Raw genomic sequence first — 19,996 nt, 5'->3', positions numbered from 1 at the left:
AGGACGCTGATGGCAGATGTGATCACTTCTTTACCTCAGTACTTCAGCAGGCTGGCGTCGTCGACCGAGGCCGACCGGCGGGTGCGGAAGATGGTCATGATGATCGCGAGCCCGATCACGACCTCGGCGGCGGCCACGACCATGACGAAGAACGCCGCGATCTGCCCCTCGAGGTTGCCGTTGACGCGGGCGAACGTGATCAGGGCGAGGTTGCTCGCGTTCAGCATCAGCTCCACGCACATGAACACCACGATCGCGTTGCGCCGGGTGAGTACGCCGACCGCGCCGATGGTGAACAGGATCGCGGAGAGCACGATGAAGGGTGTGGCGCTCATCGGCCTGCACCCCCGTGGTCGTCACGCGGCTCGACGCTCTCGTCGTCGCCGAAGCTCTCCACCTGCCGGGCGCTACCGGGGTCGCGGTTGACCGACCCACGGGCGAGCAGCACACGGGAGATCGACGACTGGGCGACGCTCCCGTCGGGCAGCAGCGCCGGGGTGTCGACCGCGTTGTGCCGGGCGAAGACGCCGGGCGCGGGAAGCGGGCCGAGGTGCTTGCCGTGCTCGGCGTAGTCACGCATGCGCTGGGCGGCGGTCTCCGCCTGTCCGGCCTTCGGGCTGAGTCGCTCCCGGTGGGCGAGCACCATCGCGCCGAGCGCAGCGGTGATCAGCAGTGCCGAGGTGACCTCGAAGGCGAAGACGTACTTGGTGAACAGCAGCTGGGCGATGCCCTGGACGTTGCCCTCCGCGTTGGCGTTCTCCAGACCGGTGATCATGCCGACCGAGACCTGGGCGACGCCGAGGACGAGGATGGCGCCGAACGCGAGCCCGACCAGCACGGCGAAGAGCCGCTGCCCGCGGATCGTCTCGACCACGGAGTCGGAGGCGTCGACGCCCACGAGCATCACCACGAACAGGAACAGCATCAAGATCGCGCCGGTGTAGACGATGATCTGCACCGCGAACAGGAAGGGCGCGTCCTGCACGGCGTACAGCACGGCGAGGCTGATCATCACGACCGCGAGCAGCATCGCGCAGTGCACGGCCTTGCGCGCGAACAGCAGCCCGAGGGCGCAGATCACCATCACCGGGGCGAGGATCCAGAACGCGGTCATGACGTGGTCACGTCCTGACCGTCGTCCTTGCGACGCATCGTGCCGCGGTAGTAGTCGCCCTCGTCGTCGCCGAGCCGCATCGCGTGCGGCGGCGGCTCCATGCCGGGCAGCAGCGGTGCGAGCAGGTCGGACTTCTCGTAGATCAGGTCCGAGCGGTTGTTGTCGGCCAGCTCGTACTCGTTGGTCATCGTGAGCGCACGCGTGGGGCACGCCTCGATGCACAGACCGCACAGGATGCACCGCAGGTAGTTGATCTGGTAGACGCGGCCGTAGCGCTCACCGGGGCTGAACCGCCCCGAGCCGTCCTCGGTGTCGACGTTCGAGGCACCCTCGACGTAGATCGCGTCGGCCGGGCAGGCCCAAGCGCACAGCTCGCAGCCGATGCACTTCTCCAGCCCGTCGGGCCACCGGTTGAGCTGGTGCCGGCCGTGGAAGCGCGGCGCTGTCGGCTGCTTGTCCTCGGGGTACTGCTCGGTGACCACCTTGCGGAACATGGTCCGGAACGTGACTCCGAACCCGGCGACCGGGTCCCAGAACTGTTCTTTCAGGGACGCCATCAGCGCACCTCTCTCTCAGGCATGGGGGGCACCGGGTAGCCGCCGGCGAAAGCGTCGAACGGTTCGTCGGAGGTCGTCTCGGCCTCGGCCGGCTTCTGCCGGTCCTCGAAGAAGAGCAGCGCCACCACCAGCACACCGAGCACCGCGGCGATGCCGATCAGCCAGTTGCGGTCGAAACCACCCTGCAGGTCGACCACGCGGATCGCAGCGACAGCGACGATCCAGACGATGGAGATCGGGATGAGCACCTTCCAGCCGAACGCCATGAACTGGTCGTAGCGCAGCCGGGGCAGCGATCCACGCAGCCAGATGAAGATGAAGATGAAGAAGAGCACCTTGCCCATGAACCACAGGAACGGCCAGTAGCCCTCGTTGGCGCCTTCCCAGATGTGGGCGATGCCGAAGGGCGCCCGCCAGCCTCCGAGGAACAACGTGGTCGCGAGCGCCGAGACCGTGGCCATGTTGATGTACTCGGCGAGGAAGAACAGGGCGAACTTCAGCGAGGAGTACTCGGTGTGGAAGCCGCCGACGAGCTCGCCCTCGGCCTCGGGCAGGTCGAACGGCGCCCGGTTGGTCTCCCCCACCATCGCGATCATGTAGATCACGAACGAGGGGATCAGCGTGAACGCGAACCAGATGTCCTTCTGGGAGTTCACGATCTCCGAGGTCGACATCGAGCCGGCGTGCAGGAAGACCGCGACCAGGGCCAGGCCCATCGCGACCTCGTAGGAGATCATCTGCGCGCTCGAGCGCAGGCCGCCGAGCAGGGAGTACGTCGATCCCGACGACCAGCCGCCCAGGACGATGCCGTAGATCCCGATCGAGGCGATCGCCATCACGAAGATGACAGCGACCGGCATGTCGGTGAGCTGCAGCGGCGTACGCAGGTCGGTGAACGGGACGTCGACCACCGGACCGAACGGGATCACCGAGAAGGTCAGGAACGCGGGGATCACCGCGATCACCGGCGCGAGGACGAAGACGACCTTGTCGGCCGCCGTCGGGATGATGTCTTCCTTCAGCGCCAGCTTCACGCCGTCGGCCAGGCTCTGCAGGAGGCCGAAGGGACCGTTGCGGTTCGGACCGATCCGGTGCTGCATCCGGCCGACCACGCGGCGCTCCCACCAGATGTTGAACAAGGTGAGGAGCACCAGGACCACGAAGACCAGCACGGCCTTCACGATCACCAGCCACATCGGGTCGTGCCCGAAGTCCTTGAGCGTGACGCTGGTCTCGAGGGCGACGACTGCACTGGTCACTGGATGCCTCCGGTGATGGTGACGGGACTGCCGGCCGGCCCGACGTGGTGCCGGACCGAGGCGCCGGGGGCGCTGGCAGGCGCCCAGACCGTGCCGGGAGCCAGGTCGGCGACGCCGACCGGGAGCTCGAGGGAGCCCAGCGGGCCGGTCAGGGTGACCAGGTCACCGGCGAGGACGCCGATCTCGGCCAGCGTGGTCTCGTTGACCAGGACCACCGGCTTGCGTGCGGTACGGCGCAGGTCGTCGGCGCCGTCCTGCATCCGGCCGTCGTCGATGAGCTGCTTCCACGAGGCCAGGACCAGGGTGCCGTCCCCGTGCGTGCTCGACTGCCCGGTCGGGCGGTCGAGCGCAGTCCCCTGGTGGTCGGACGTAGTCCCGTGGTGGTCGAGCAGAGTCGAGACCCGCTCGCCGTCCCAGGGACCGACGTGGCCCATCTCGGTCCAGACCTGGTCGGAGGTGCGGAAGCCCAGTCCCTGCGCGAGACCCGTGTCGAGCTCCTCGGCGATGCCGGCGAGCACGCGCAGGTCGGGCAGCGAGTTCGGGTTGTGCAGGACCTTGCCGAACTGGCGGATCCGGCCCTCCCAGTTCACGAACGTGCCGGAGCGGTCGGTGACCGGGGCGACCGGGAAGACCACGTCCGCGGCCCGGGTCACCTCGGAGGCACGGACCTCCAGGGAGACGACGAAGCCGGCGTTGGCGATGGCCTCGCGGGCCAGCGCCGGGTCGGCGAGGTCGGCGGGGTCGACGCCACCGATGACCAGGCCACCGAGCTCGCCGGCCGCCGCGGCCGCGATGATCGCGTCGGCGTCGCGACCCGCCGTCCCCGGCAGGTCCTCCACGCCCCAGACACCGGCCAGGTCGGCGCGCGCCGCGGCGTCGGCCGCGGGTCGTCCACCGGGAAGCAGGTTGGGAAGCGCACCGGTCTCGATCGCTCCACGGTCACCGGCACGCCGGGGGATCCAGGCGACGCGGGCACCGGTGACAGCAGCGAGGCGGGAGACCGCCGAGAGCGCACCGGGTACGGCGGCGAGCCGCTCGCCGACCAGGATGAGGCCGCCGCTGTCGAGGGCGACGTCGCCGTCGTGGGCCAGGGCGTCCAGCGCCGCTGCCTCGTCGCCGGGCCGGGTCGGGATCAGCGTGCCGGACATCTTGTGCAGTCCGCGCGAGGTGAACGGGGCGATGGAGTAGATCGGCAGCAGGCGGCCCCGCGCGGTCTTGCGCAGCCGCAGGAAGACGGTGCCGGCCTCGTCCTCGGGCTCGAACCCGACCATCACGATCGAGCGGGCGGACTCGAGGTCGGCGTAGGTCACGGCGCCCGTCTCGGGGACGGTGAGCACGACGTGCGCAGCGAGGAACTCGGCCTCCTCGGCCGAGTGCGGCCGGGCGCGGAAGTCGATGTCGTTGGTGCCGAGGGCGACGCGGGCGAACTTGGAGTAGGCGTAGGCGTCCTCGACGGTGAGCCGACCCCCGGGGAGCACGCCGACACCGCCGGCGGCACGGGCGGCGGCGAGGCCGCGGGCTGCCACGAGGAACGCCTCCGGCCAGCTGGCCGGGCGGAGCTCGCCCCGCTCACCATCGGCAGAGGCCTCGTCGCGGACCATCGGGTAGGTCAGCCGGTCGTCGAGCATCGCGTAGTTGAACGCGAACCGGTCCTTGTCGGTGATCCACTCCTCGTTGACGGCGGGGTCGTCACCGGAGAGCCGGCGCATCACCTTGCCGCGACGGTGGTCGGTGCGGATCGCGGAGCCGCAGGCGTCGAGCTCGGCGATCGTCGGCGTGGAGATGAGGTCGAAGGGCCGGGCGCGGAAGCGGTACGCCGAGGAGGTGAGCGCACCCACCGGGCAGATCTGGATGGTGTTGCCGGAGAAGTAGCTCTCGAAGGGCTCCTTCTCGTAGATGCCGACCTGCTGCAGGGCGCCGCGCTCGAGCAGCGCGATGAACGGGTCACCGGCGATCTGCTCGGAGAAGCGGGTGCACCGCGCGCACAGCACGCAGCGCTCACGGTCGAGCAGCACCTGCGCGGAGATGTTGATCGGCTTGGGGAAGACGCGCTTGCTCTCGGTGAACCGGGTCTCGCCGCGTCCGTTGCTCATCGCCTGGTTCTGCAGCGGGCACTCGCCGCCCTTGTCGCAGACCGGGCAGTCGAGCGGGTGGTTGATCAGCAGGAACTCCATGATCCCCTGCTGGGCCTTGTCCGCGACCGGGGACGTGGCCTGGGTGTTCACGACCATCCCCTCTGCGACCGTGATCGTGCAGGAGGCCTGGGGCTTGGGCATGGCGCGGCCGTTGCCGGCGTCGGGGACGTCGACCAGGCACTGGCGGCAGGCGCCCACGGGCGCGAGCAGCGGGTGGTCGCAGAAGCGCGGGATCTGGACGCCGATCTGCTCGGCAGCCCGGATCACCAAGGTGTTCTTGGGGACCGAGACCTCGACTCCGTCGATGGTCAAGGTGACCTCGTCGGACTTCTCCACCTCGGTCGTCGAGTCCTTCGTGACCGTCATGCGTGTGCCTCCACCTTCGCGAAGATCGTGGACGCCTCACGGTCGAAGGGACAGCCGCCGTGGGCGAGGTGAGCGAGGTACTCGTCGCGGAAGTACTGGATCGAGGAGCTGATCGGGCTGGTCGCACCGTCGCCGAGGGCGCAGAACGCACGACCCAGGATGTTGTCGCACTGGTCGAGCAGCAGCTCGAGGTCGTTCTCCGAGCCCTGCCCCTGCTCGAGCCGGGCCAGGGTCTGGGCCAGCCACCAGGTGCCCTCACGGCACGGGGTGCACTTGCCGCACGACTCGTGCTTGTAGAACTCGGTCCACCGCAGCACCGCGCGTACGACGCAGGTGGTCTCGTCGAAGATCTGCAGCGCCCGGGTGCCGAGCATCGAGCCCTCCGCCGCCACGCCCTCGAAGTCGAGCGGGATGTCGAGGTGCTCGGCGGTGAGGATCGGGGTGCTGGACCCGCCCGGGGTCCAGAACTTGAGCTCGTGGCCCTCGCGCATCCCGCCGGCGAGCTCGATCAGCTGGCGCAGGGTGATGCCCAGCGGCGCCTCGAACTGTCCCGGGTTCGCGACGTGGCCGGAGAGGGAGAAGATGCCGAAGCCCTTGGACTTCTCGGTGCCCATCGAGGCGAACCACTCGGCTCCGCGGTCGATGATGCTGGGGACCGAGGCGATCGACTCGACGTTGTTGATCACGGTCGGGCTGGCGTAGAGGCCGGCGACGGCGGGGAACGGCGGTCGCAGTCGCGGTTGGCCCCGGCGGCCCTCGAGGGAGTCGAGGAGCGCGGTCTCCTCGCCGCAGATGTAGGCACCGGCACCGGCGTGGACGACGAGGTCGAGGTCGTAGCCCGAGCCGTGGATGTCCTTGCCGAGGTGACCGGCGAGGTAGGCCTCCTGCACGGCGCGCTGGAGGCGGCGGATCACGTGCAGCACCTCGCCGCGGACGTAGATGAACGCGGTGTTGGCGCGGATCGCGTAGGCGCTGATGATCACGCCCTCGACCAGCGTGTGCGGGGTGGCCATCATCAGCGGGATGTCCTTGCAGGTGCCCGGCTCGGACTCGTCCGCGTTGACCACGAGGTACTTCGGGTTGGGGTTGTCCTGCGGGATGAAGCCCCACTTCATCCCGGTGGGGAAGCCCGCGCCGCCCCGGCCGCGCAGGTTGGAGGCCTTGACGACCTCCACGACGTCGGCCGGCGCCATCGCGAGGGCCTTGCGCATCCCGGCGTACCCGCCCTGCTGCTCGTAGGCAGCCAGGGTCCAGGAGCGGTCGGAGCCCCAGTTGTCGGTCAGGACAGGGGTCAGCGTGTCTGTCATGCGTCGTCACCACCGGTGTTCGCGGGGTTGTCCTCGTGCTTGGCCTCGATGCCGGACTTCTCGACCTCGGACTCGGATTCGGTGTGCTCGGCCTCGTGGCTCCCGTCCGCCTTGTCGGCGGCCGTGGAGCCCTCGGCGACGTCCGCCTCGTCGCTGCTCTGCTCGGCCTCCTCAACCGAGGGTGCCGCCCAGCCCTGCTCGCGTGCGATCACGCGGCCGACCAGCGAGGAGGGTCCCGCGGAGGGGCCCTCGTCGGCGAGGTCGTCGGGGAAGCCGGCCAGCACGCGCTCGGCCTCGCGCCAGGTGCCCAGCCGCGGTCCGCGGGTGGAGTGAACCTCCACGCCGGTGCGCAGGTCGTCCACGAGCTGGGTGGCCGACTCGGGGGTCATGTTGTCCATGAACTCCCAGTTGACCGTCATCACCGGTGCGTAGTCGCAGGCCGCGTTGCACTCGATGTGCTCGAGGGTGATCTTGCCGTCCTCGGTGGTCTCGTCGTTGCCGACGTCGAGGTGGTCCTTGAGCCGCTCGAAGATCAGGTCGCCGCCCATGATCGCGCACAGGGTGTTGGTGCACACCCCGACGTGGTAGTCCCCGACGGGACGGCGCTTGTACATCGTGTAGAAGGTCGCGACGCCGCTGACGTCGGCGGCACTGATGCCCAGGATCTGGGCGCAGGCCTCGATGCCGCGAGCGGTGACCCGCCCCTCGGCGCTCTGCACGAGGTGCAGCATCGGGAGCAGGCCGGAGCGCGCCTGCGGGTAGCGGGCGGCGATCTCCTCGAGCTCGGCGTAGGTCTTGGGGTCCAGCGGCGCCTCGCGGGTGACCTCGCTGGTGGAGACCCCGGTTGCGGTGGTGCCGTCGTCGATGCCGGGGATCCGGCCCTCGCTGCTGTCGGAGGTCATCTGTCCACTCCTCCCATGACGGGGTCGATGGAGGCGATGGCCACGATCACGTCGGCGACCATGCCGCCCTCGCTCATCACCGAGGTGCCCTGCAGGTTCACGAACGACGGGTCGCGGAAGTGCGCGCGGAACGGGCGGGTGCCACCGTCGGAGACGAGGTGCGCGCCGAGCTCGCCGCGCGGGGACTCCACGGGGACGTAGACCTGGCCGGGCGGGACCCGGAAGCCCTCGGTGACCAGCTTGAAGTGGTGGATCAGGGCCTCCATCGACTCGCCCATGATGTGCTTGATGTGGTCCAGGCTGTTGCCCATCCCGTCACTGCCGATCGCCAGCTGGCTGGGCCAGGCGATCTTCTTGTCGCCGATCATCACCGGGGCTCCCTCGAGGCCGGCGAGGCGCTCGACGGCCTGCTCCACGATCCGCAGCGACTCCCACATCTCGTTGAGCCGGATCCGGAAGCGCCCGTAGGCGTCCGGGGTGTCCCAGGTCTGGACCTCGAAGTCGTAGTCCTCGTAGCCGCAGTACGGCTCGCTCTTGCGCAGGTCGTGGGGGTAGCCGGTCGAGCGCAGCACCGGGCCGGTGATCCCCAGCGCCAGGCAGCTGGCCAGGTCGAGCTGGCCCACGCCGACGAGTCGGGCCTTGAAGATCGGGTTGGCGTTGCACAGTGCGGCGTACTCGGGCAGCCGCTTCTTCATCAGCGCGATGAAGGACCGGATCTCCTCCAGGGCGCCCGGGGGCATGTCCTGGGCGACGCCGCCGGGGCGGATGAACGCGTGGTTCATCCGCAGGCCGGTGATCAGCTCGAAGAGGTCGAGGACGAGCTCGCGCTCGCGGAACCCGATCGTCATCACGGTCAGCGCGCCGATCTCCATGCCGCCGGTCGCGATCGCGACCAGGTGGGAGGAAAGGCGGTTGAGCTCCATCAGGAGCACCCGCATGACCTGGGCCTTCTCGGGGATGTCGTCCTCGATGTCGAGCAGCCGCTCCACGCCGAGGCTGTAGGTCGCCTCGTTGTAGAACGGGGAGAGGTAGTCCATCCGCGTGCAGAACGTGACGCCCTGCACCCAGGTGCGGTACTCCATGTTCTTCTCGATGCCGGTGTGCAGGTAGCCGATGCCGCAGCGGGCCTCGGTGACCGTCTCGCCCTCGAGCTCGAGGATCAGCCGGAGCACCCCGTGGGTGGAGGGGTGCTGCGGGCCCATGTTCACGACGACCTTGTTGTCGTGCTCCTCGTTGATGCCGGAGACGACGGAGTCCCAGTCCTGCCCGGTGACGGTGAAGACCCGTCCCTGGCTGGTCTCGGACTGCGGGGCGTAGGCGTCTTGTTCGGTGGTCATCAGCTGTAGCTCCTCCGCTGATCGGGCGGCGGGATGGTGCCGCCCTTGTACTCGACCGGGATGCCGCCGAGCGGGTAGTCCTTGCGCTGCGGGTGGCCGGGCCAGTCGTCGGGCATCTGGATGCGGGTGAGCGCCGGGTGGCCGTCGAAGATCAGGCCGAAGAAGTCGTAGGTCTCGCGCTCGTGCCAGTCGGCCGTGGGGTAGGTCGCCACCACGCTGGGCACGTGCGGGTCCGACTCAGGGGCGGTGACCTCGACGCGGATCCGGCGGTTGTGGGTCATCGAGAGCAGGTGGTAGACCGCGTGCAGCTCGCGTCCGGTGTCGTCGGGGTAGTGCACCCCGCTGACGCCCGAGAGCAGCTCGAAGCGCAGCTTCTCGTCGTCACGGAGCAGCTTGGCCATCGCGGCCAGCTCCTCGCGGCGGACGTAGAAGGTGATCTCGCCGCGGTGCACGACGACGCGCTCCACGGCCGACTCGAGGCCGGCAGCCCGGGTGGCCTCGGTGAGCGCGTTGGCCACGTCGTCCATCCAGCCGCCGTACGGCGGGTGCGAGGCGCCGGGCATCTCCACGGGACGGGTCAGGCCGCCGTACCCGGAGGTGTCGCCGCTGCCGTGGACGCCGAACATGCCCTTGCGACGGCCGATCTGCTCGCCGGTGCCGTCGTCGGGGAGGTTCTCCGGCATCTTGTCGGTGGAGTCCACCTCGGTGCCGGGGCTGGTCTCGCGGTTGATCTGGGGGTTCTTCTCGGCGCTGTTGTCCGGCTTGTCTTCTGGGCTCACCTCATCAGCCCCTTCATCTGGCTGGAGGGGATCGCCTTGAGGCCGGTCTCCTCGTTGGCCTCGATCTCGGCGAGCCGGTTCACCCCGAGCTTGGTGGCCTGCACCTGGTCGTGGAGCTTGAGGATGGCGTCCATCAGCATCTCGGGGCGCGGCGGGCAGCCCGGCAGGTACATGTCCACGGGGACGATGTGGTCGACGCCCTGGACGATCGCGTAGTTGTTGAACATCCCGCCCGAGCTGGCGCAGACGCCCATGGCGAGCACCCACTTGGGCTCGGCCATCTGGTCGTAGATCTGGCGCAGCACCGGGGCCATCTTCTGGCTCACCCGGCCGGCCACGATCATCAGGTCGGCCTGCCGCGGGCTGGCGCGGAAGACCTCCATGCCGAAGCGGCCCAGGTCGTACTTCGGGCCGCCGCTGGTCATCATCTCGATGGCGCAGCAGGCCAGGCCGAAGGTGGCCGGCCAGAACGACGCCTTGCGGAAGTAGCCCGCGACGCCCTCGACGGTGGTGAGGAGTACGCCGGCCGGGAGCTGTTCTTCAATGCCCATGACTTTCAGTCCCTGCTAGTCGGGAGGTGTCCGGAGATTCGTTCGGAGAGACCCATGCTCAGTCCCATTCCAGGCCGCCGCGGCGCCATACGTACACGTAGGCGACGAAGACGGGCACGATGAACAGCACCATCTCGACGAGGCCGAACAGGCCCATGTCGTCGAAGGCCACCGCGATCGGGTAGAGGAACACGATCTCGATGTCGAAGATGATGAACATCATCGCGGTGATGTAGTAGCGGACCGGGACCCGGCCGCCGCCGACGGGCTGCGGCGTGGGCTCGATCCCGCACTCGTAGGAGTCGAGCTTGGCGCGGTTGTACCGCTTGGGGCCGGTGAGGCTGCTGACCACCACGGAGAAGACCGCGAAGCCGGCCGCGAGGACCATGAGTGCGATGACCGGCGTGTAGAGCGCGTTGTCCATGGTCCTCCTCGATCATGTCGCTTCGTGAACATGTGAATACGTTCACGAACTCTCGACGGTGTCAGCATAGAGGTCTCGATCACATCATGCGAACCCGCCCTGTCCGGGTCGCGCAAGCCTCTGACCAGCGGATTTAGGGCACGTTCGTGTTGCCTATATGAGGCCTGGCGAAGTCGCTGGTCAGGCCCTCGCGCGGTGCAGCGCGACGATGCCGCCGGTGAGGTTGCGCCACTGCGGAGCGCTCCAGCCCGCGGCCGCGATCCGCTCGGCGAGGCCGGCCTGGTCGGGCCAGGCACGGATCGACTCGGCGAGGTAGACGTAGGCGTCCGGGCTCGAGGAGACCGCACGGGCGATCGAGGGCAGCGCCTTCATCAGGTACTCCAGGTAGAGGGTCCGGAACGGCGCCAGGGTCGGCGAGCTGAACTCGCACACCACGAGGCGGCCGCCCGGCCGCGTGACCCGCAGCATCTCGCGCAGTCCCGCGTCGGGGTCGACGATGTTGCGCAGCCCGAAGGAGATCGTCACCGCGTCGAAGGTGTCGTCGGCGAACGGCAGCCGGGTGCCGTCGCCGGCCGTGAACGGCAGGTGCGGCCGGTTGCGCTTGCCGACCTGGAGCATGCCGACCGAGAAGTCGCACGGGACGACCATCGCGCCGCGGTCCAGGAACGGCTGGGAGGAGGTCCCGGTGCCGGCCGCGAGGTCGAGCACCCGCTCCCCCGGCTGGGGGTCGACCGCCTCGACGACGTCGTGCCTCCAGCGACGGTCCATCCCCAGGGAGAGGACGTCGTTGGTGAGGTCGTAGCGGCGGGCGACGTCGTCGAACATCGCTCGCACCTCGGCAGGCTTCTTGTCCAGGTCAGCGCGAGTCACGACTGCAGCCTATGCAGCGCCGGCGTGAACACCGGGGCTGGTCCCGGGAAAACCGGGTTCGCCACCGCGTAGGCTTTTTCCGTGACCAGCCCCAGCCAGGCGAGCGCAGCTCCCGTCAGCAGGCTCGTCGCGCACACCTTCGAGGTCACCTCCGGCGACACGCTGCCCGCGAACCTGCTGGACCTGCTCCCCGGCACGGACCCCGTGGCGTGGCTGCGCCGGGGCAAGGGCCTGGTCGCGTGGGGCGTGGCCGCACGCTGCGTGACCTCGGGCCCGGACCGCTTCGCCGACGCCGACGACTGGTGGCGCGCGGTCACCGACGCCGCCGAGATCCACGACGAGGTGCGCGTCCCCGGCACCGGCCTGGTGAGCTTTGGCAGCTTCGGCTTCGCCGACGACCCCGGCGACAGCGTCCTGGTGGTCCCCCGCGTGCTCGTCGGTACCCGCGAGGACCGGGCCTGGGTCACCGTGATCGGCACCGACGAGCGGCCGGCGGTACCCGACCTGGTGCGCCAGGGACCCGTCCCGGCGCCCCGCGGCGTGACCTTCGCCGACGGCGCGATGAGCGGCGCGGCGTGGGAGTCGGTGGTGGCGCAGGCCGTGCAGCGGATCGCCGCCGGTGAGCTGGAGAAGGTCGTGCTGGCCCGCGACCTGATCGCCACCGCGACCGAGCCGATCGACGTGCGCTGGCCCCTGCGACAGCTCGCCGAGTACTACGAGATGTGCTGGACCTTCCACGTGGAGGGCCTCTTCGGTGCCACCCCCGAGATGCTCGTGCGCCGGGAGCGGGGCCTGGTCACCTCCCGGGTGCTGGCCGGCACCATCCGGCGTACCGGCGACGACGATCACGACCTGGCACTCGCCGGGCAGCTCGCCCGGTCCTCGAAGGACCTGGAGGAGCACGAGTACGCCGTCCGCTCGGTCGCCGACTCGCTGGCGCCGTACTGCTCCTCGATGAACGTCCCCGAGGTGCCGTTCGTGCTGCACCTGCCCAACGTGATGCACCTGGCCACCGACGTCGCGGGCGTGGTCCACGCCCCCTCCTCCGGGGCCGGCGGCGCCACCGTCCTCGAGCTCGCCGCCGGGCTGCACCCCTCGGCCGCGGTCGGCGGGACGCCGACGAAGGTGGCGACCGAGATGATCACCGAGATCGAGGGGATGGACCGCGGTCGCTACGCCGGCCCGGTGGGCTGGATGGACGCCGCCGGCGACGGCGAGTTCGGCATCGCCCTGCGCTCCGCCGAGCTCGACGGCAACCAGGTGCGCCTCTTCGCCGGCTGCGGCATCGTCGCGGACTCCGACCCCGAGGCCGAGCTGGCCGAGGCCCAGGCCAAGTTCCTGCCCGTCCGCGACGCGCTGGCGGACTGAGCCCGCTCCCTCTTGGCCGGGGGGTGTTCGCATACGCGCGGACACAAGTCGGCGCGATCGGGGCTGCTGAGCGTCGCGCCACCCGTTTTTCAGGACTTGTGTCCGCGCGTCTGCGAGAAACGGCCTGCGAGAAACGGCCTGCGGGATCGCCGTCCTAGTAGGAGCGGCCGGGTCCCCCGCGGACCCGCGGCCGCGTCCCCACCATGGGCGACCGGGTGCCGGGAGCAGTGGCAGGCGGGATGTCCGGCGGGGCGTGCGGCTCCACGTCGAGGTGCTCGCGCTCGTGGACGGCCCGCTTGATCTGGTCGAGGTTGTTGCGCAGCAGGTCGGCGACCAGCTCGTCCATCCTCGGGTCGCCGAGCATCTCGATGACCACCCGCAACGTGGTCTCGCTGGCCTGGCTGATGATCGTGTCGTAGCCGGGCAGCAGGCCGACCACCCGCGACGCGGGGTCGGCGCGGACCTTCTCGGCCACCAGCGCAACCAGCTCGTCGCGGTTCTCCAGCAGCGCCGCGGAGATGTTCTTGGTGTAGTGGCCCGTCTGGATCACGTCGGCCACCTCGTCGAGCACCGCGACGGTGATCGGCCGCTTGACCAGCTCCACCACCCAGAGCGAGAGCCGGTTGATCCGGCGTACGACGAACGGTGCGCGCAGCCCACGCCGCACCAGGGCCCGCGTGGTCAGGGCGGCACCCAGGGCCAGGACGAGGAAGGCGCCCAGCGCCAGCAGCACCAGCTCGACGACGGAGCGGTCCCGGAGCCAGTCGATCACCCGCGGCCGCTCAGAGGTCCTGACCCGGCTCGAGGCGCACGTAGGTCTGCTCGCGCTCGCCCAGGAAGCGGTCCAGCTGCGGGCCGATGACCTTCAGCCCGATCTCGCTGTAGATCGAGTCGTGGATCGCGAGAGAGCGCGGCGCCCCGACGTCGCGGGCGAAGTCGATGCACTCACTGACCTTCAGCCACGGCGCGCTGACCGGGAGCAGCAGCAGGTCGACGTCGACCTCCGGCACCACCAGCGCGTCACCGGGGTGGAAGATCGTCATCCCCTCGACCTCGAGCAGGTAGCCGCTGTTGTCGAAGCGCGGCAGCTCGGGGTGGATCACCGCGTGCTTCTCCCCGACCACCCGGGTCGGCACACCCGGGTCGAGCTCCTGGCCGGGCTCGACCACGTTGACCCGCTCGACGAGGTCGGGGGCGTCCTCGCGGATCTTCGCCGCGACCGCGGCGATGGTGTGGATCGGGGCGTCCGTACGCCGCAGGTGGTCGGCCAGGTAGTGATCGGGGTGCTCGTGGGTGATCAGCACGGCGGTCGCCCCGGCCACCGCCTCGGCGTCGGTGAACGCGCCGGGGTCCAGCACGATGGTGTGGTCGCCGGTCTCGATTCGCACGCACGCGTGCCCGAACTTCGTGATTCTCATGGGGCGACGGTAGCGACCACCGAGGAGAACGGGGAGACCGCGCGCGTCACCGGTCGAGGTTGACGCCGCTCGGCGGTGCCGGGATGTTGGCGCCCACGACGCTCTGCACGTTCAGGCACCCCTGGTTGCCGCCCGCGGCGCACACCGTGGGCGCCGCGCTGGTGCCGCAGGTGCCGCGCTGGTGCCGCGCTGGTGCCGCGCTGGTGCCGCAGGTGCCGCAGGTGCCGTACAGCGTCAATCGTCACCGAGCCAGGGCCCGGAGCCGTTCGTCGAGCTCGCGCCGGTTGTCGCGGCGTACCACGGCCTCGACCACCTCGATGCCGCCGTTGGGGCTGGCCAGGGCGTGCTCGAGCTCGGCCCGCTCGGTGACCCTCCAGTGCGGGGTCCGGGTGGCTGCGCACAGCGCAGCCAGGTCGACCCCGTGGGGGGTGCCGAAGAGCTTGTCGTAGGCGCCCGCGTGCTCGGGTCCGCCCTGCTCCAGGGTGGCGAAGATCGAGCCGCCGTCGTCGTTGGCCACCACGATGGTCAGGTCAGGACGGGCCTCGGCGGGCCCGGCCACCAGCGCGGTCAGGTCGTGCAGGAACGTGACGTCGCCGAGGTAGGCGATCGCGCGGGTGCTCCGCGGCCGCCCGAGCGCTGCGCCGATGGCGCTGGACACGGTGCCGTCGATCCCGGCGAGCCCCCGGTTGGCCAGCACCATCCGCCGTTCCCCGACGGGGTGGGCGCTGGCCATCAGGTCGAGGTCGCGGATCGGGTTGCTCGCCCCGACGAACAGCAGCCCACCGGGTGGGTTCGCGGCGTTGACCACCGCGGCCACGTCGTACGGCGTGAGGCCGGGCTGGGCCGCGACGAAGGCGTCGACCCGGCGGCCCACCTCCCGGTCCGCCGTACGCCACTCGTCGAGCCAGCGTTGGTCGTCGCTCTCCGCGACCGAGACGGCGTCGTGCTCGGCGTCCACGGGGAACGGCCGCTGCGGCCACCGCCCCCGAGGGCGCACCGAGACCACCTCGACATCCGCGCGCCCCAGCAGCCGCGACACCGGCCGCGACAGGGTCGGGTGCCCGAAGACGATCGCCCGCTCCACCCGCGCCCCGAGCTCGGTCCCCAGCAGCAGCCGGTAGGTCCGGATCGGGTTCGCCCCCGTCCGCGACCCGCTGCTCGGCTCCGCGAGCAACGGCCACCCACCCCGCTCGGCCAGGATCCGTGCCGGCGGCCCCGCATCATCCCCGGCCACCACGACGGTGCGCGGGCCGTGGGGCAGGTCGTGGGGGTGCCCAGGACCCGCATTTGCTGGCAAATTCCGCTGCTCCGGCTGGACAGAGTGAAATTTCCCAGCAATTGCGGGGAGCTGGTCGCCCACGAGCGGCTCGTCCAGCTGCACGTTCAGGTGCACCGGGCCGTCTGGGAGCCAGGCGGCGTCGAGGGCGTCGAGGGACGGGGCGGTGAGGTCGGCGAAGCTGGCGGCGTCGCCGAAGAGGCGGACCTGGTCGGTGGTCTGGTTGGCGCCGGTGCCGCGGAGGCGGGCGGGGCGGTCGGCGGTGATCGCGACCAGGGGTACGCCGGCATGGGCGGCCTCGAGGACCGCGGGGTGGAGGTTGGCCGTCGCGGTGCCGGAGGTGGTGACCACGGCCGCGGGGCGGTGGGAGCTCTTCGCCAGCCCCAGGGCGAGGAAGGCGGCGGTGCGCTCGTCGATGCGGGTGTGCAGGGTGATCCCCGGGTGCGCCAGCAGCGCGAAGGACAACGGGGCGTTGCGCGAGCCGGGGCACAGCACCACGTCGGTCGTCCCGCGCTCGACGAGCTCCTCGACCAGCCAGGTGGCCAGGAGCGTCGAGGGGGCGGGCGGCTCGGGAGAGGTCACGAGCGACGATCCTGCCGCACGGCCTCCACCTCGGCCATTCGCAGGCGCCAGTGCTCGACCCGGTCCGCGGGCGCGGCGAACCGCGCCAGCGCGGCCTCGTCGACCACCGGGCGGCGTACGGGCAGGAACCCGTCGACCGGCAGCAACGGGTCGGCGACCACGTCGCCGCTGAGCAGCTGCACCGTCGCCAGCCCGCAGGCGTGCGGCAGCTCGGGAAGGGCGGCGGCGAGCGCCACCCCCGCGGCGATGCCGATGCTCGACTCGACGGCGCTGGAGACGACGACGGGCATCGCGATGTCCTCGGCGATCCGCAGGCAGGCGCGTACGCCGCCCAGCGGCTGCACCTTGAGCACCGCGATGTCGGCCGCCTCGAGGTCACGCACGCGGTAGGGGTCGGCCGCCCGGCGGATCGACTCGTCCGCCGCGATCGGCACCGAGACGCGGCGCCGCACCAGGGCGAGGTCCTCGACGGAGGCGACCGGCTGCTCGACGTACTCCAGCCCCCCGGCCGCCCGCTCGAGCGCGGCGATCCGGCGGACCGCCTCCTCCACGGACCAGCCGCCGTTCGCGTCCACGCGGACCATCCCGTCGGGCCCGAGCGCGTCCCGGACGGCCTCCAGCCGCGCCTCGTCCTCACCGGGCTCCTGCCCGGCCTCGGCGACCTTCACCTTCGCGGTCCGGCAGCCCGAGGAGGCGAGCACGATCTCGCGGGCACGCTCCGGAGAGCAGGCCGGCACGGTCACGTTCACCGGCACCCGTGATCGCACCGGCTCGGGCCAGCCGAGGTCCGCGGCCTCGCGGGCACAGGCGAGCCAGGGCGCGGAGGTGGGCGCGTCGTACTCCAGGAACGGGCTGAACTCTCCCCATCCCTGATCGCCCCGGACCAGCGCGCCCTCGCGCACGGTGATGCCGCGGAACCGGGTGGTCAGGGGGATCGCGAAGACGCTCATGCCAGCTCCCGCAGCCGGACCCGGTCCGGCTTGCCATTGGGCAGCAGCGGGATCTCCTCGACGACGACGAGCTGTCGCGGCGCCCACGTCCGCGGCTCGACCAGGTCGCGCAGCCCGTCCAGGGTGAGCGGGTCGTTGGGGGCCACGAACGCCACCACGCGCTCCCCCCACTCGGGGTCCGGGGCGCCGAGCACCTCCACGGCCCGCACCGCCGGGTCGGCGGAGAGCATCGCCGCCACGGCGGCCGCCGGCACCTTCACACCGCCACTGATGATCACGTCGTCGGCCCGCCCGGTCACGCGCAGCCGGCCGTCGGCACCGAGCCGGCCGAGGTCGCCGGTGCGGAACCACCCGTCGCGCAGCACCTCCGCGGTCCGCTCCGGGTCGTCCTCGTAGCCCTCGAAGAGCATCGGCCCGCGCAGCAGCACCTCGCCGTCCTGAGCCCCCCGCAAGTCACCGGTGTCCTCGGGCTCCTCGATGCGCACCTCGACCCCGGCGAGCGGCTCGCCGTCGTAGACGCAGCCGCCGCAGGTCTCGCTCATCCCGTAGGTCTGCACCACGCGGATGCCGTGGGACTCCGCCTCGCCGCGCACCTCGGGGTTCAGGGGTCCCCCGCCGATGAGCACGGCGTCGAAGGCCGCGAGCGCCTCGACGTCCTCGGCGCTCCCGTCGTTCATGTCGCGCAGCAGCCGGACCAGCTGGGTCGGGACCAGCGACACGTAGCCGCGTCCGGACATGCGCTCCAGCGCCTCGGCGAAGTCCTGCTCGAAGAGCACCGGCTCGGTCCCGGCCACCACCGAGCGGTAGAGCACCTGCACCCCCGCGACGTAGGTCGGCGGCAGGTTGAGCACCCACTGCCCGGGGCCGCCGAGCCGCTCGTGGGTGCCGAGGGCCGAGGCACGCATCGCGTCCCGCGAGAGCCGCACCCGCTTGGGCCGGCCGGTCGAGCCGGACGTGGCGATCACCAGGGGCTCGGGATCGGTCGCGGCGTCCCACTCGCGCAGCAGCGCGAGGATCTCCTCGGCGTCACCAGTCACCGGCCGCAGGCTGCTCACGTCGGCCACGCTAGTCGGACCGGCACCGGCCGGTGGCGGCGCGTGCCCTGACACAATCCGGCCATGCCCTCCCCCGCCCCCTCGATCAGCCAGTGGGTCGCGGGCGCGCGGCCCCGCACGCTGCCTGCCGCCGTCGCCCCCGTCCTCGCCGGAACAGCGATCGCGCTGTGGGAGGACCAGGCGGTGTGGTGGAAGGCGGCGCTGGCCCTGGCGGTCTCGCTGCTGCTCCAGGTCGGCGTGAACTACGCCAACGACTACTCCGACGGCATCCGGGGCACCGACGACTCCCGGGTGGGACCGCTGCGCCTGGTCGGCAGCGGGCTGGCCACTCCCCGCGCGGTCAAGACGGCGGCGTTCGCGGCGCTGGGCGCTGCCGGACTGGTCGGGCTGGTCCTGGCCGCGACGACCGCGTGGTGGCTGGTGGCGGTGGGCCTGCTCTGCATCCTCGCGGCCTGGTTCTACACCGGCGGCTCCCGCCCCTACGGCTACATGGGGCTCGGCGAGGTGATGGTGTTCGTGTTCTTCGGGCTGGTCGCGGTCCTGGGCACGACGTACGTCCAGACCGAGACCTTCGAGCTCCCCGCGCTGTACGCCGCCGTCGGGGTCGGGGCCTTCGCCTGCGCCATCCTGGTCGCCAACAACCTGCGGGACATCCCGACGGACACCGTCTCGGGCAAGCGCACGCTGGCCGTGGCCCTCGGCGAGGACCGCACCCGTGGCCTGTTCGCCCTGCTGGTCGCCACAGCCGGTGTGGCCCTGGTCGGGGTTGCCCTGACCACCACCTGGTGGACGCTGCTCGCACTGGCCGCCGGCCCCGCCGCACTGCGGGCCACCGCGACCGTGCTCCGTCAGCGAGCGGTCGGGCCCGGCCTGATCCCCGTGCTCCAGCTGACCGGCGTGGCCGAGCTCCTCTACGCAGCGGGGATGCTCGCGGGCGTGGCGATCAGCCGGATCTGAGCGACGCCCCTCGCGGCGGCCGAGGCGGCCCCGCGCTCCGCGTCACGCCCGGGACGGTGGCACACTGGCCGGCATGTGGCTCATCATCCTGCTCGGCATCGTGGTCGTCTGCGCACTCGCCTACACCAACCGCGTCAAGCTGCTCGCCAAGGTGCTCGGTCAGTCCGAGACCCGGATCAACCGGCAGCTCAAGCGCAAGCCCCGCTGACCGGACTCAGTCCGAGTCCTCCTTGGCCCGGTGCTCATCGAAGCTCCGGCTCGCCCGCTTGGCGCGTGCCTCGATCGAGAGTGCCAACCGCTCTCGCTGCGGAGCCAGGAACTTCAGCGACAGCATCGAGGACCCGATCAGCGCGACCAGGAACGGCACCAGCAGGACGCCGTCCTTGCCGAACAGCAGCACCCAGACGAAGGCAACGACCGCGAAAGTGGTCACGAACAGACTCAGGCGGAGCAGCGTGTAGATCGCGAATGCCTTCACAAGACAAGGCTACAAGCGGCCTCGACCCGGTCTGAGAGCGGCCTACCGCCCACCAACTACATTGGAGCCATGTTGCGGGTCGTTTTCTTCCTTGCCTTGTTCGCGGCGGTCCTCTACGCGTTCTTCTGGCTGCTCGACCAGCGCAAGAACCGTGGCGGCGGCGGTGGCACGGCCGCCAAGCGCACTCCCCCCGGCCCGGTCGGGCCCGACGACGACGAGGAGTTCCTGCGCGAGCTCGAGCGCAAGCGTCGGCACAGCAAGGACGAGGGCTCCCCCTCCTAGCGGCGAGGCGCTAGCAGCGCCGTACGCCC

Annotated in this window: 23 protein-coding genes; 4 read left to right on the top strand and 19 right to left on the bottom strand. The window is 70.9% G+C overall.

Annotation, left to right across the window (positions count from 1 at the left end):
* Positions 1-35 precede the first annotated feature (35 nt).
* From nuoK to AC4BGC_RS00820, 12 genes are all read right to left on the bottom strand, one after another.
* The gene (nuoK, locus tag AC4BGC_RS00875) at positions 36-335 is read right to left on the bottom strand and encodes an NADH-quinone oxidoreductase subunit NuoK (protein WP_490546627.1); all 300 of its coding nucleotides are present in this window, start codon (positions 333-335) and stop codon (positions 36-38) included.
* A complete protein-coding gene (locus AC4BGC_RS00870; RefSeq protein ID WP_490546628.1) occupies positions 332-1,114 on the bottom strand; it encodes an NADH-quinone oxidoreductase subunit J in 783 nt (260 codons plus the stop codon). Before AC4BGC_RS00870 ends, nuoK begins: the two co-directional genes overlap by 4 nt.
* Positions 1,111-1,671, bottom strand: a complete 561-nt coding sequence (nuoI, locus tag AC4BGC_RS00865) for an NADH-quinone oxidoreductase subunit NuoI (RefSeq protein ID WP_490546629.1) — start codon at positions 1,669-1,671, stop codon at positions 1,111-1,113. The genes AC4BGC_RS00870 and nuoI overlap by 4 nt, the downstream gene beginning before the upstream one ends.
* Positions 1,671-2,867, bottom strand: a complete 1,197-nt coding sequence (gene nuoH / locus AC4BGC_RS00860; RefSeq protein ID WP_490546808.1) for an NADH-quinone oxidoreductase subunit NuoH — start codon at positions 2,865-2,867, stop codon at positions 1,671-1,673. Before nuoH ends, nuoI begins: the two co-directional genes overlap by 1 nt.
* Before the next feature lie 59 nt (positions 2,868-2,926).
* Positions 2,927-5,431 carry an NADH-quinone oxidoreductase subunit G gene (locus tag AC4BGC_RS00855; protein WP_490553956.1) on the bottom strand — a complete coding sequence of 835 codons (2,505 nt, stop codon included), beginning with the start codon at positions 5,429-5,431 and terminating at the stop codon, positions 2,927-2,929.
* Positions 5,428-6,738, bottom strand: coding sequence for an NADH-quinone oxidoreductase subunit NuoF (gene nuoF, locus AC4BGC_RS00850; RefSeq protein ID WP_490546631.1), 1,311 nt, complete (start codon positions 6,736-6,738; stop codon positions 5,428-5,430). Before nuoF ends, AC4BGC_RS00855 begins: the two co-directional genes overlap by 4 nt.
* Positions 6,735-7,640 carry an NADH-quinone oxidoreductase subunit NuoE gene (gene nuoE, locus AC4BGC_RS00845; RefSeq protein WP_490546632.1) on the bottom strand — a complete coding sequence of 302 codons (906 nt, stop codon included), beginning with the start codon at positions 7,638-7,640 and terminating at the stop codon, positions 6,735-6,737. The genes nuoF and nuoE overlap by 4 nt, the downstream gene beginning before the upstream one ends.
* Positions 7,637-8,977 carry an NADH-quinone oxidoreductase subunit D gene (locus tag AC4BGC_RS00840; RefSeq protein ID WP_490546633.1) on the bottom strand — a complete coding sequence of 447 codons (1,341 nt, stop codon included), beginning with the start codon at positions 8,975-8,977 and terminating at the stop codon, positions 7,637-7,639. The genes nuoE and AC4BGC_RS00840 overlap by 4 nt, the downstream gene beginning before the upstream one ends.
* The gene (locus AC4BGC_RS00835; RefSeq protein ID WP_490546634.1) at positions 8,977-9,756 is read right to left on the bottom strand and encodes an NADH-quinone oxidoreductase subunit C; all 780 of its coding nucleotides are present in this window, start codon (positions 9,754-9,756) and stop codon (positions 8,977-8,979) included. Before AC4BGC_RS00835 ends, AC4BGC_RS00840 begins: the two co-directional genes overlap by 1 nt.
* On the bottom strand, positions 9,753-10,307 hold the full coding sequence (locus AC4BGC_RS00830) for a NuoB/complex I 20 kDa subunit family protein (RefSeq protein WP_490546635.1): 555 nt from the start codon (positions 10,305-10,307) through the stop codon (positions 9,753-9,755). The genes AC4BGC_RS00835 and AC4BGC_RS00830 overlap by 4 nt, the downstream gene beginning before the upstream one ends.
* A gap of 58 nt (positions 10,308-10,365) precedes the next feature.
* On the bottom strand, positions 10,366-10,731 hold the full coding sequence (locus AC4BGC_RS00825) for an NADH-quinone oxidoreductase subunit A (RefSeq protein ID WP_490553955.1): 366 nt from the start codon (positions 10,729-10,731) through the stop codon (positions 10,366-10,368).
* Between the two features lie 180 nt (positions 10,732-10,911).
* A complete protein-coding gene (locus AC4BGC_RS00820; protein ID WP_490546637.1) occupies positions 10,912-11,601 on the bottom strand; it encodes a demethylmenaquinone methyltransferase in 690 nt (229 codons plus the stop codon).
* Between the two features lie 81 nt (positions 11,602-11,682).
* Here AC4BGC_RS00820 and AC4BGC_RS00815 point away from each other — a divergent pair, with 81 nt between their 5' ends.
* The gene (locus tag AC4BGC_RS00815; protein WP_490553954.1) at positions 11,683-12,969 is read left to right on the top strand and encodes an isochorismate synthase; all 1,287 of its coding nucleotides are present in this window, start codon (positions 11,683-11,685) and stop codon (positions 12,967-12,969) included.
* A gap of 154 nt (positions 12,970-13,123) precedes the next feature.
* Here AC4BGC_RS00815 and AC4BGC_RS00810 read toward each other — a convergent pair whose 3' ends face one another.
* The 6 genes from AC4BGC_RS00810 to AC4BGC_RS00785 are packed head-to-tail and all read right to left on the bottom strand — an operon-like array spanning position 13,124 to position 18,250.
* Positions 13,124-13,741: a hypothetical protein gene (locus AC4BGC_RS00810; RefSeq protein WP_490553953.1), complete on the bottom strand. Its 618-nt coding sequence runs from the start codon at positions 13,739-13,741 to the stop codon at positions 13,124-13,126.
* A 10-nt stretch (positions 13,742-13,751) separates the two neighbouring features.
* Positions 13,752-14,387: an MBL fold metallo-hydrolase gene (locus AC4BGC_RS00805; RefSeq protein ID WP_490553952.1), complete on the bottom strand. Its 636-nt coding sequence runs from the start codon at positions 14,385-14,387 to the stop codon at positions 13,752-13,754.
* A gap of 46 nt (positions 14,388-14,433) precedes the next feature.
* Positions 14,434-14,625 (bottom strand): hypothetical protein, encoded by a 192-nt coding sequence (locus AC4BGC_RS00800; protein ID WP_490553951.1) that lies wholly within the window; start codon positions 14,623-14,625, stop codon positions 14,434-14,436.
* 3 nt (positions 14,626-14,628) lie between these two features.
* Positions 14,629-16,245 (bottom strand): 2-succinyl-5-enolpyruvyl-6-hydroxy-3-cyclohexene-1-carboxylic-acid synthase, encoded by a 1,617-nt coding sequence (menD, locus tag AC4BGC_RS00795; protein WP_490553950.1) that lies wholly within the window; start codon positions 16,243-16,245, stop codon positions 14,629-14,631.
* Complete coding sequence (locus tag AC4BGC_RS00790) at positions 16,242-17,195, bottom strand: o-succinylbenzoate synthase (protein WP_490553949.1); 954 nt, start codon at positions 17,193-17,195, stop codon at positions 16,242-16,244. The genes menD and AC4BGC_RS00790 overlap by 4 nt, the downstream gene beginning before the upstream one ends.
* The gene (locus AC4BGC_RS00785; protein WP_490553948.1) at positions 17,192-18,250 is read right to left on the bottom strand and encodes an AMP-binding protein; all 1,059 of its coding nucleotides are present in this window, start codon (positions 18,248-18,250) and stop codon (positions 17,192-17,194) included. The genes AC4BGC_RS00790 and AC4BGC_RS00785 overlap by 4 nt, the downstream gene beginning before the upstream one ends.
* Positions 18,251-18,313: 63 nt before the next feature.
* Here AC4BGC_RS00785 and AC4BGC_RS00780 point away from each other — a divergent pair, with 63 nt between their 5' ends.
* Both AC4BGC_RS00780 and AC4BGC_RS00775 read left to right on the top strand, forming a co-directional pair.
* Positions 18,314-19,207, top strand: a complete 894-nt coding sequence (locus AC4BGC_RS00780) for a 1,4-dihydroxy-2-naphthoate polyprenyltransferase (protein ID WP_490546644.1) — start codon at positions 18,314-18,316, stop codon at positions 19,205-19,207.
* A 73-nt stretch (positions 19,208-19,280) separates the two neighbouring features.
* Positions 19,281-19,415, top strand: a complete 135-nt coding sequence (locus AC4BGC_RS00775) for a hypothetical protein (protein ID WP_490546645.1) — start codon at positions 19,281-19,283, stop codon at positions 19,413-19,415.
* Positions 19,416-19,421: 6 nt separating this feature from the next.
* Here AC4BGC_RS00775 and AC4BGC_RS00770 read toward each other — a convergent pair whose 3' ends face one another.
* Positions 19,422-19,685 carry a DUF4229 domain-containing protein gene (locus tag AC4BGC_RS00770; protein WP_490553947.1) on the bottom strand — a complete coding sequence of 88 codons (264 nt, stop codon included), beginning with the start codon at positions 19,683-19,685 and terminating at the stop codon, positions 19,422-19,424.
* A 69-nt stretch (positions 19,686-19,754) separates the two neighbouring features.
* Between AC4BGC_RS00770 and AC4BGC_RS00765 the strand changes: the two genes are divergently transcribed.
* The gene (locus AC4BGC_RS00765; protein WP_490546647.1) at positions 19,755-19,967 is read left to right on the top strand and encodes a hypothetical protein; all 213 of its coding nucleotides are present in this window, start codon (positions 19,755-19,757) and stop codon (positions 19,965-19,967) included.
* The last annotated feature ends 29 nt before the right edge of the window (positions 19,968-19,996 follow it).

Source organism: Nocardioides sp. Z38_18 (genome assembly GCF_058215695.1).
This window is presented reverse-complemented; position numbering and strand designations above follow the sequence as displayed.

Excerpts from the sequence above, each read along its gene's own strand:
- nuoK (WP_490546627.1), bottom strand. The coding sequence starts at position 335 with ATGAGCGCCACACCCTTCATCGTGCTCTCCGCGATCCTGTTCACCATC.
- AC4BGC_RS00870 (WP_490546628.1), bottom strand. The coding sequence starts at position 1,114 with ATGACCGCGTTCTGGATCCTCGCCCCGGTGATGGTGATCTGCGCCCTC.
- nuoI (WP_490546629.1), bottom strand. The coding sequence starts at position 1,671 with ATGGCGTCCCTGAAAGAACAGTTCTGGGACCCGGTCGCCGGGTTCGGA.
- nuoH (WP_490546808.1), bottom strand. The coding sequence starts at position 2,867 with ATGTGGCTGGTGATCGTGAAGGCCGTGCTGGTCTTCGTGGTCCTGGTG.
- AC4BGC_RS00855 (WP_490553956.1), bottom strand. The coding sequence starts at position 5,431 with ATGACGGTCACGAAGGACTCGACGACCGAGGTGGAGAAGTCCGACGAG.
- nuoF (WP_490546631.1), bottom strand. The coding sequence starts at position 6,738 with ATGACAGACACGCTGACCCCTGTCCTGACCGACAACTGGGGCTCCGAC.
- nuoE (WP_490546632.1), bottom strand. The coding sequence starts at position 7,640 with ATGACCTCCGACAGCAGCGAGGGCCGGATCCCCGGCATCGACGACGGC.
- AC4BGC_RS00840 (WP_490546633.1), bottom strand. The coding sequence starts at position 8,977 with ATGACCACCGAACAAGACGCCTACGCCCCGCAGTCCGAGACCAGCCAG.
- AC4BGC_RS00830 (WP_490546635.1), bottom strand. The coding sequence starts at position 10,307 with ATGGGCATTGAAGAACAGCTCCCGGCCGGCGTACTCCTCACCACCGTC.
- AC4BGC_RS00825 (WP_490553955.1), bottom strand. The coding sequence starts at position 10,731 with ATGGACAACGCGCTCTACACGCCGGTCATCGCACTCATGGTCCTCGCG.
- AC4BGC_RS00805 (WP_490553952.1), bottom strand. The coding sequence starts at position 14,387 with ATGAGAATCACGAAGTTCGGGCACGCGTGCGTGCGAATCGAGACCGGC.
- AC4BGC_RS00790 (WP_490553949.1), bottom strand. The coding sequence starts at position 17,195 with ATGAGCGTCTTCGCGATCCCCCTGACCACCCGGTTCCGCGGCATCACC.
- AC4BGC_RS00780 (WP_490546644.1), top strand. The coding sequence starts at position 18,314 with ATGCCCTCCCCCGCCCCCTCGATCAGCCAGTGGGTCGCGGGCGCGCGG.
- AC4BGC_RS00775 (WP_490546645.1), top strand. The coding sequence starts at position 19,281 with ATGTGGCTCATCATCCTGCTCGGCATCGTGGTCGTCTGCGCACTCGCC.
- AC4BGC_RS00765 (WP_490546647.1), top strand. The coding sequence starts at position 19,755 with ATGTTGCGGGTCGTTTTCTTCCTTGCCTTGTTCGCGGCGGTCCTCTAC.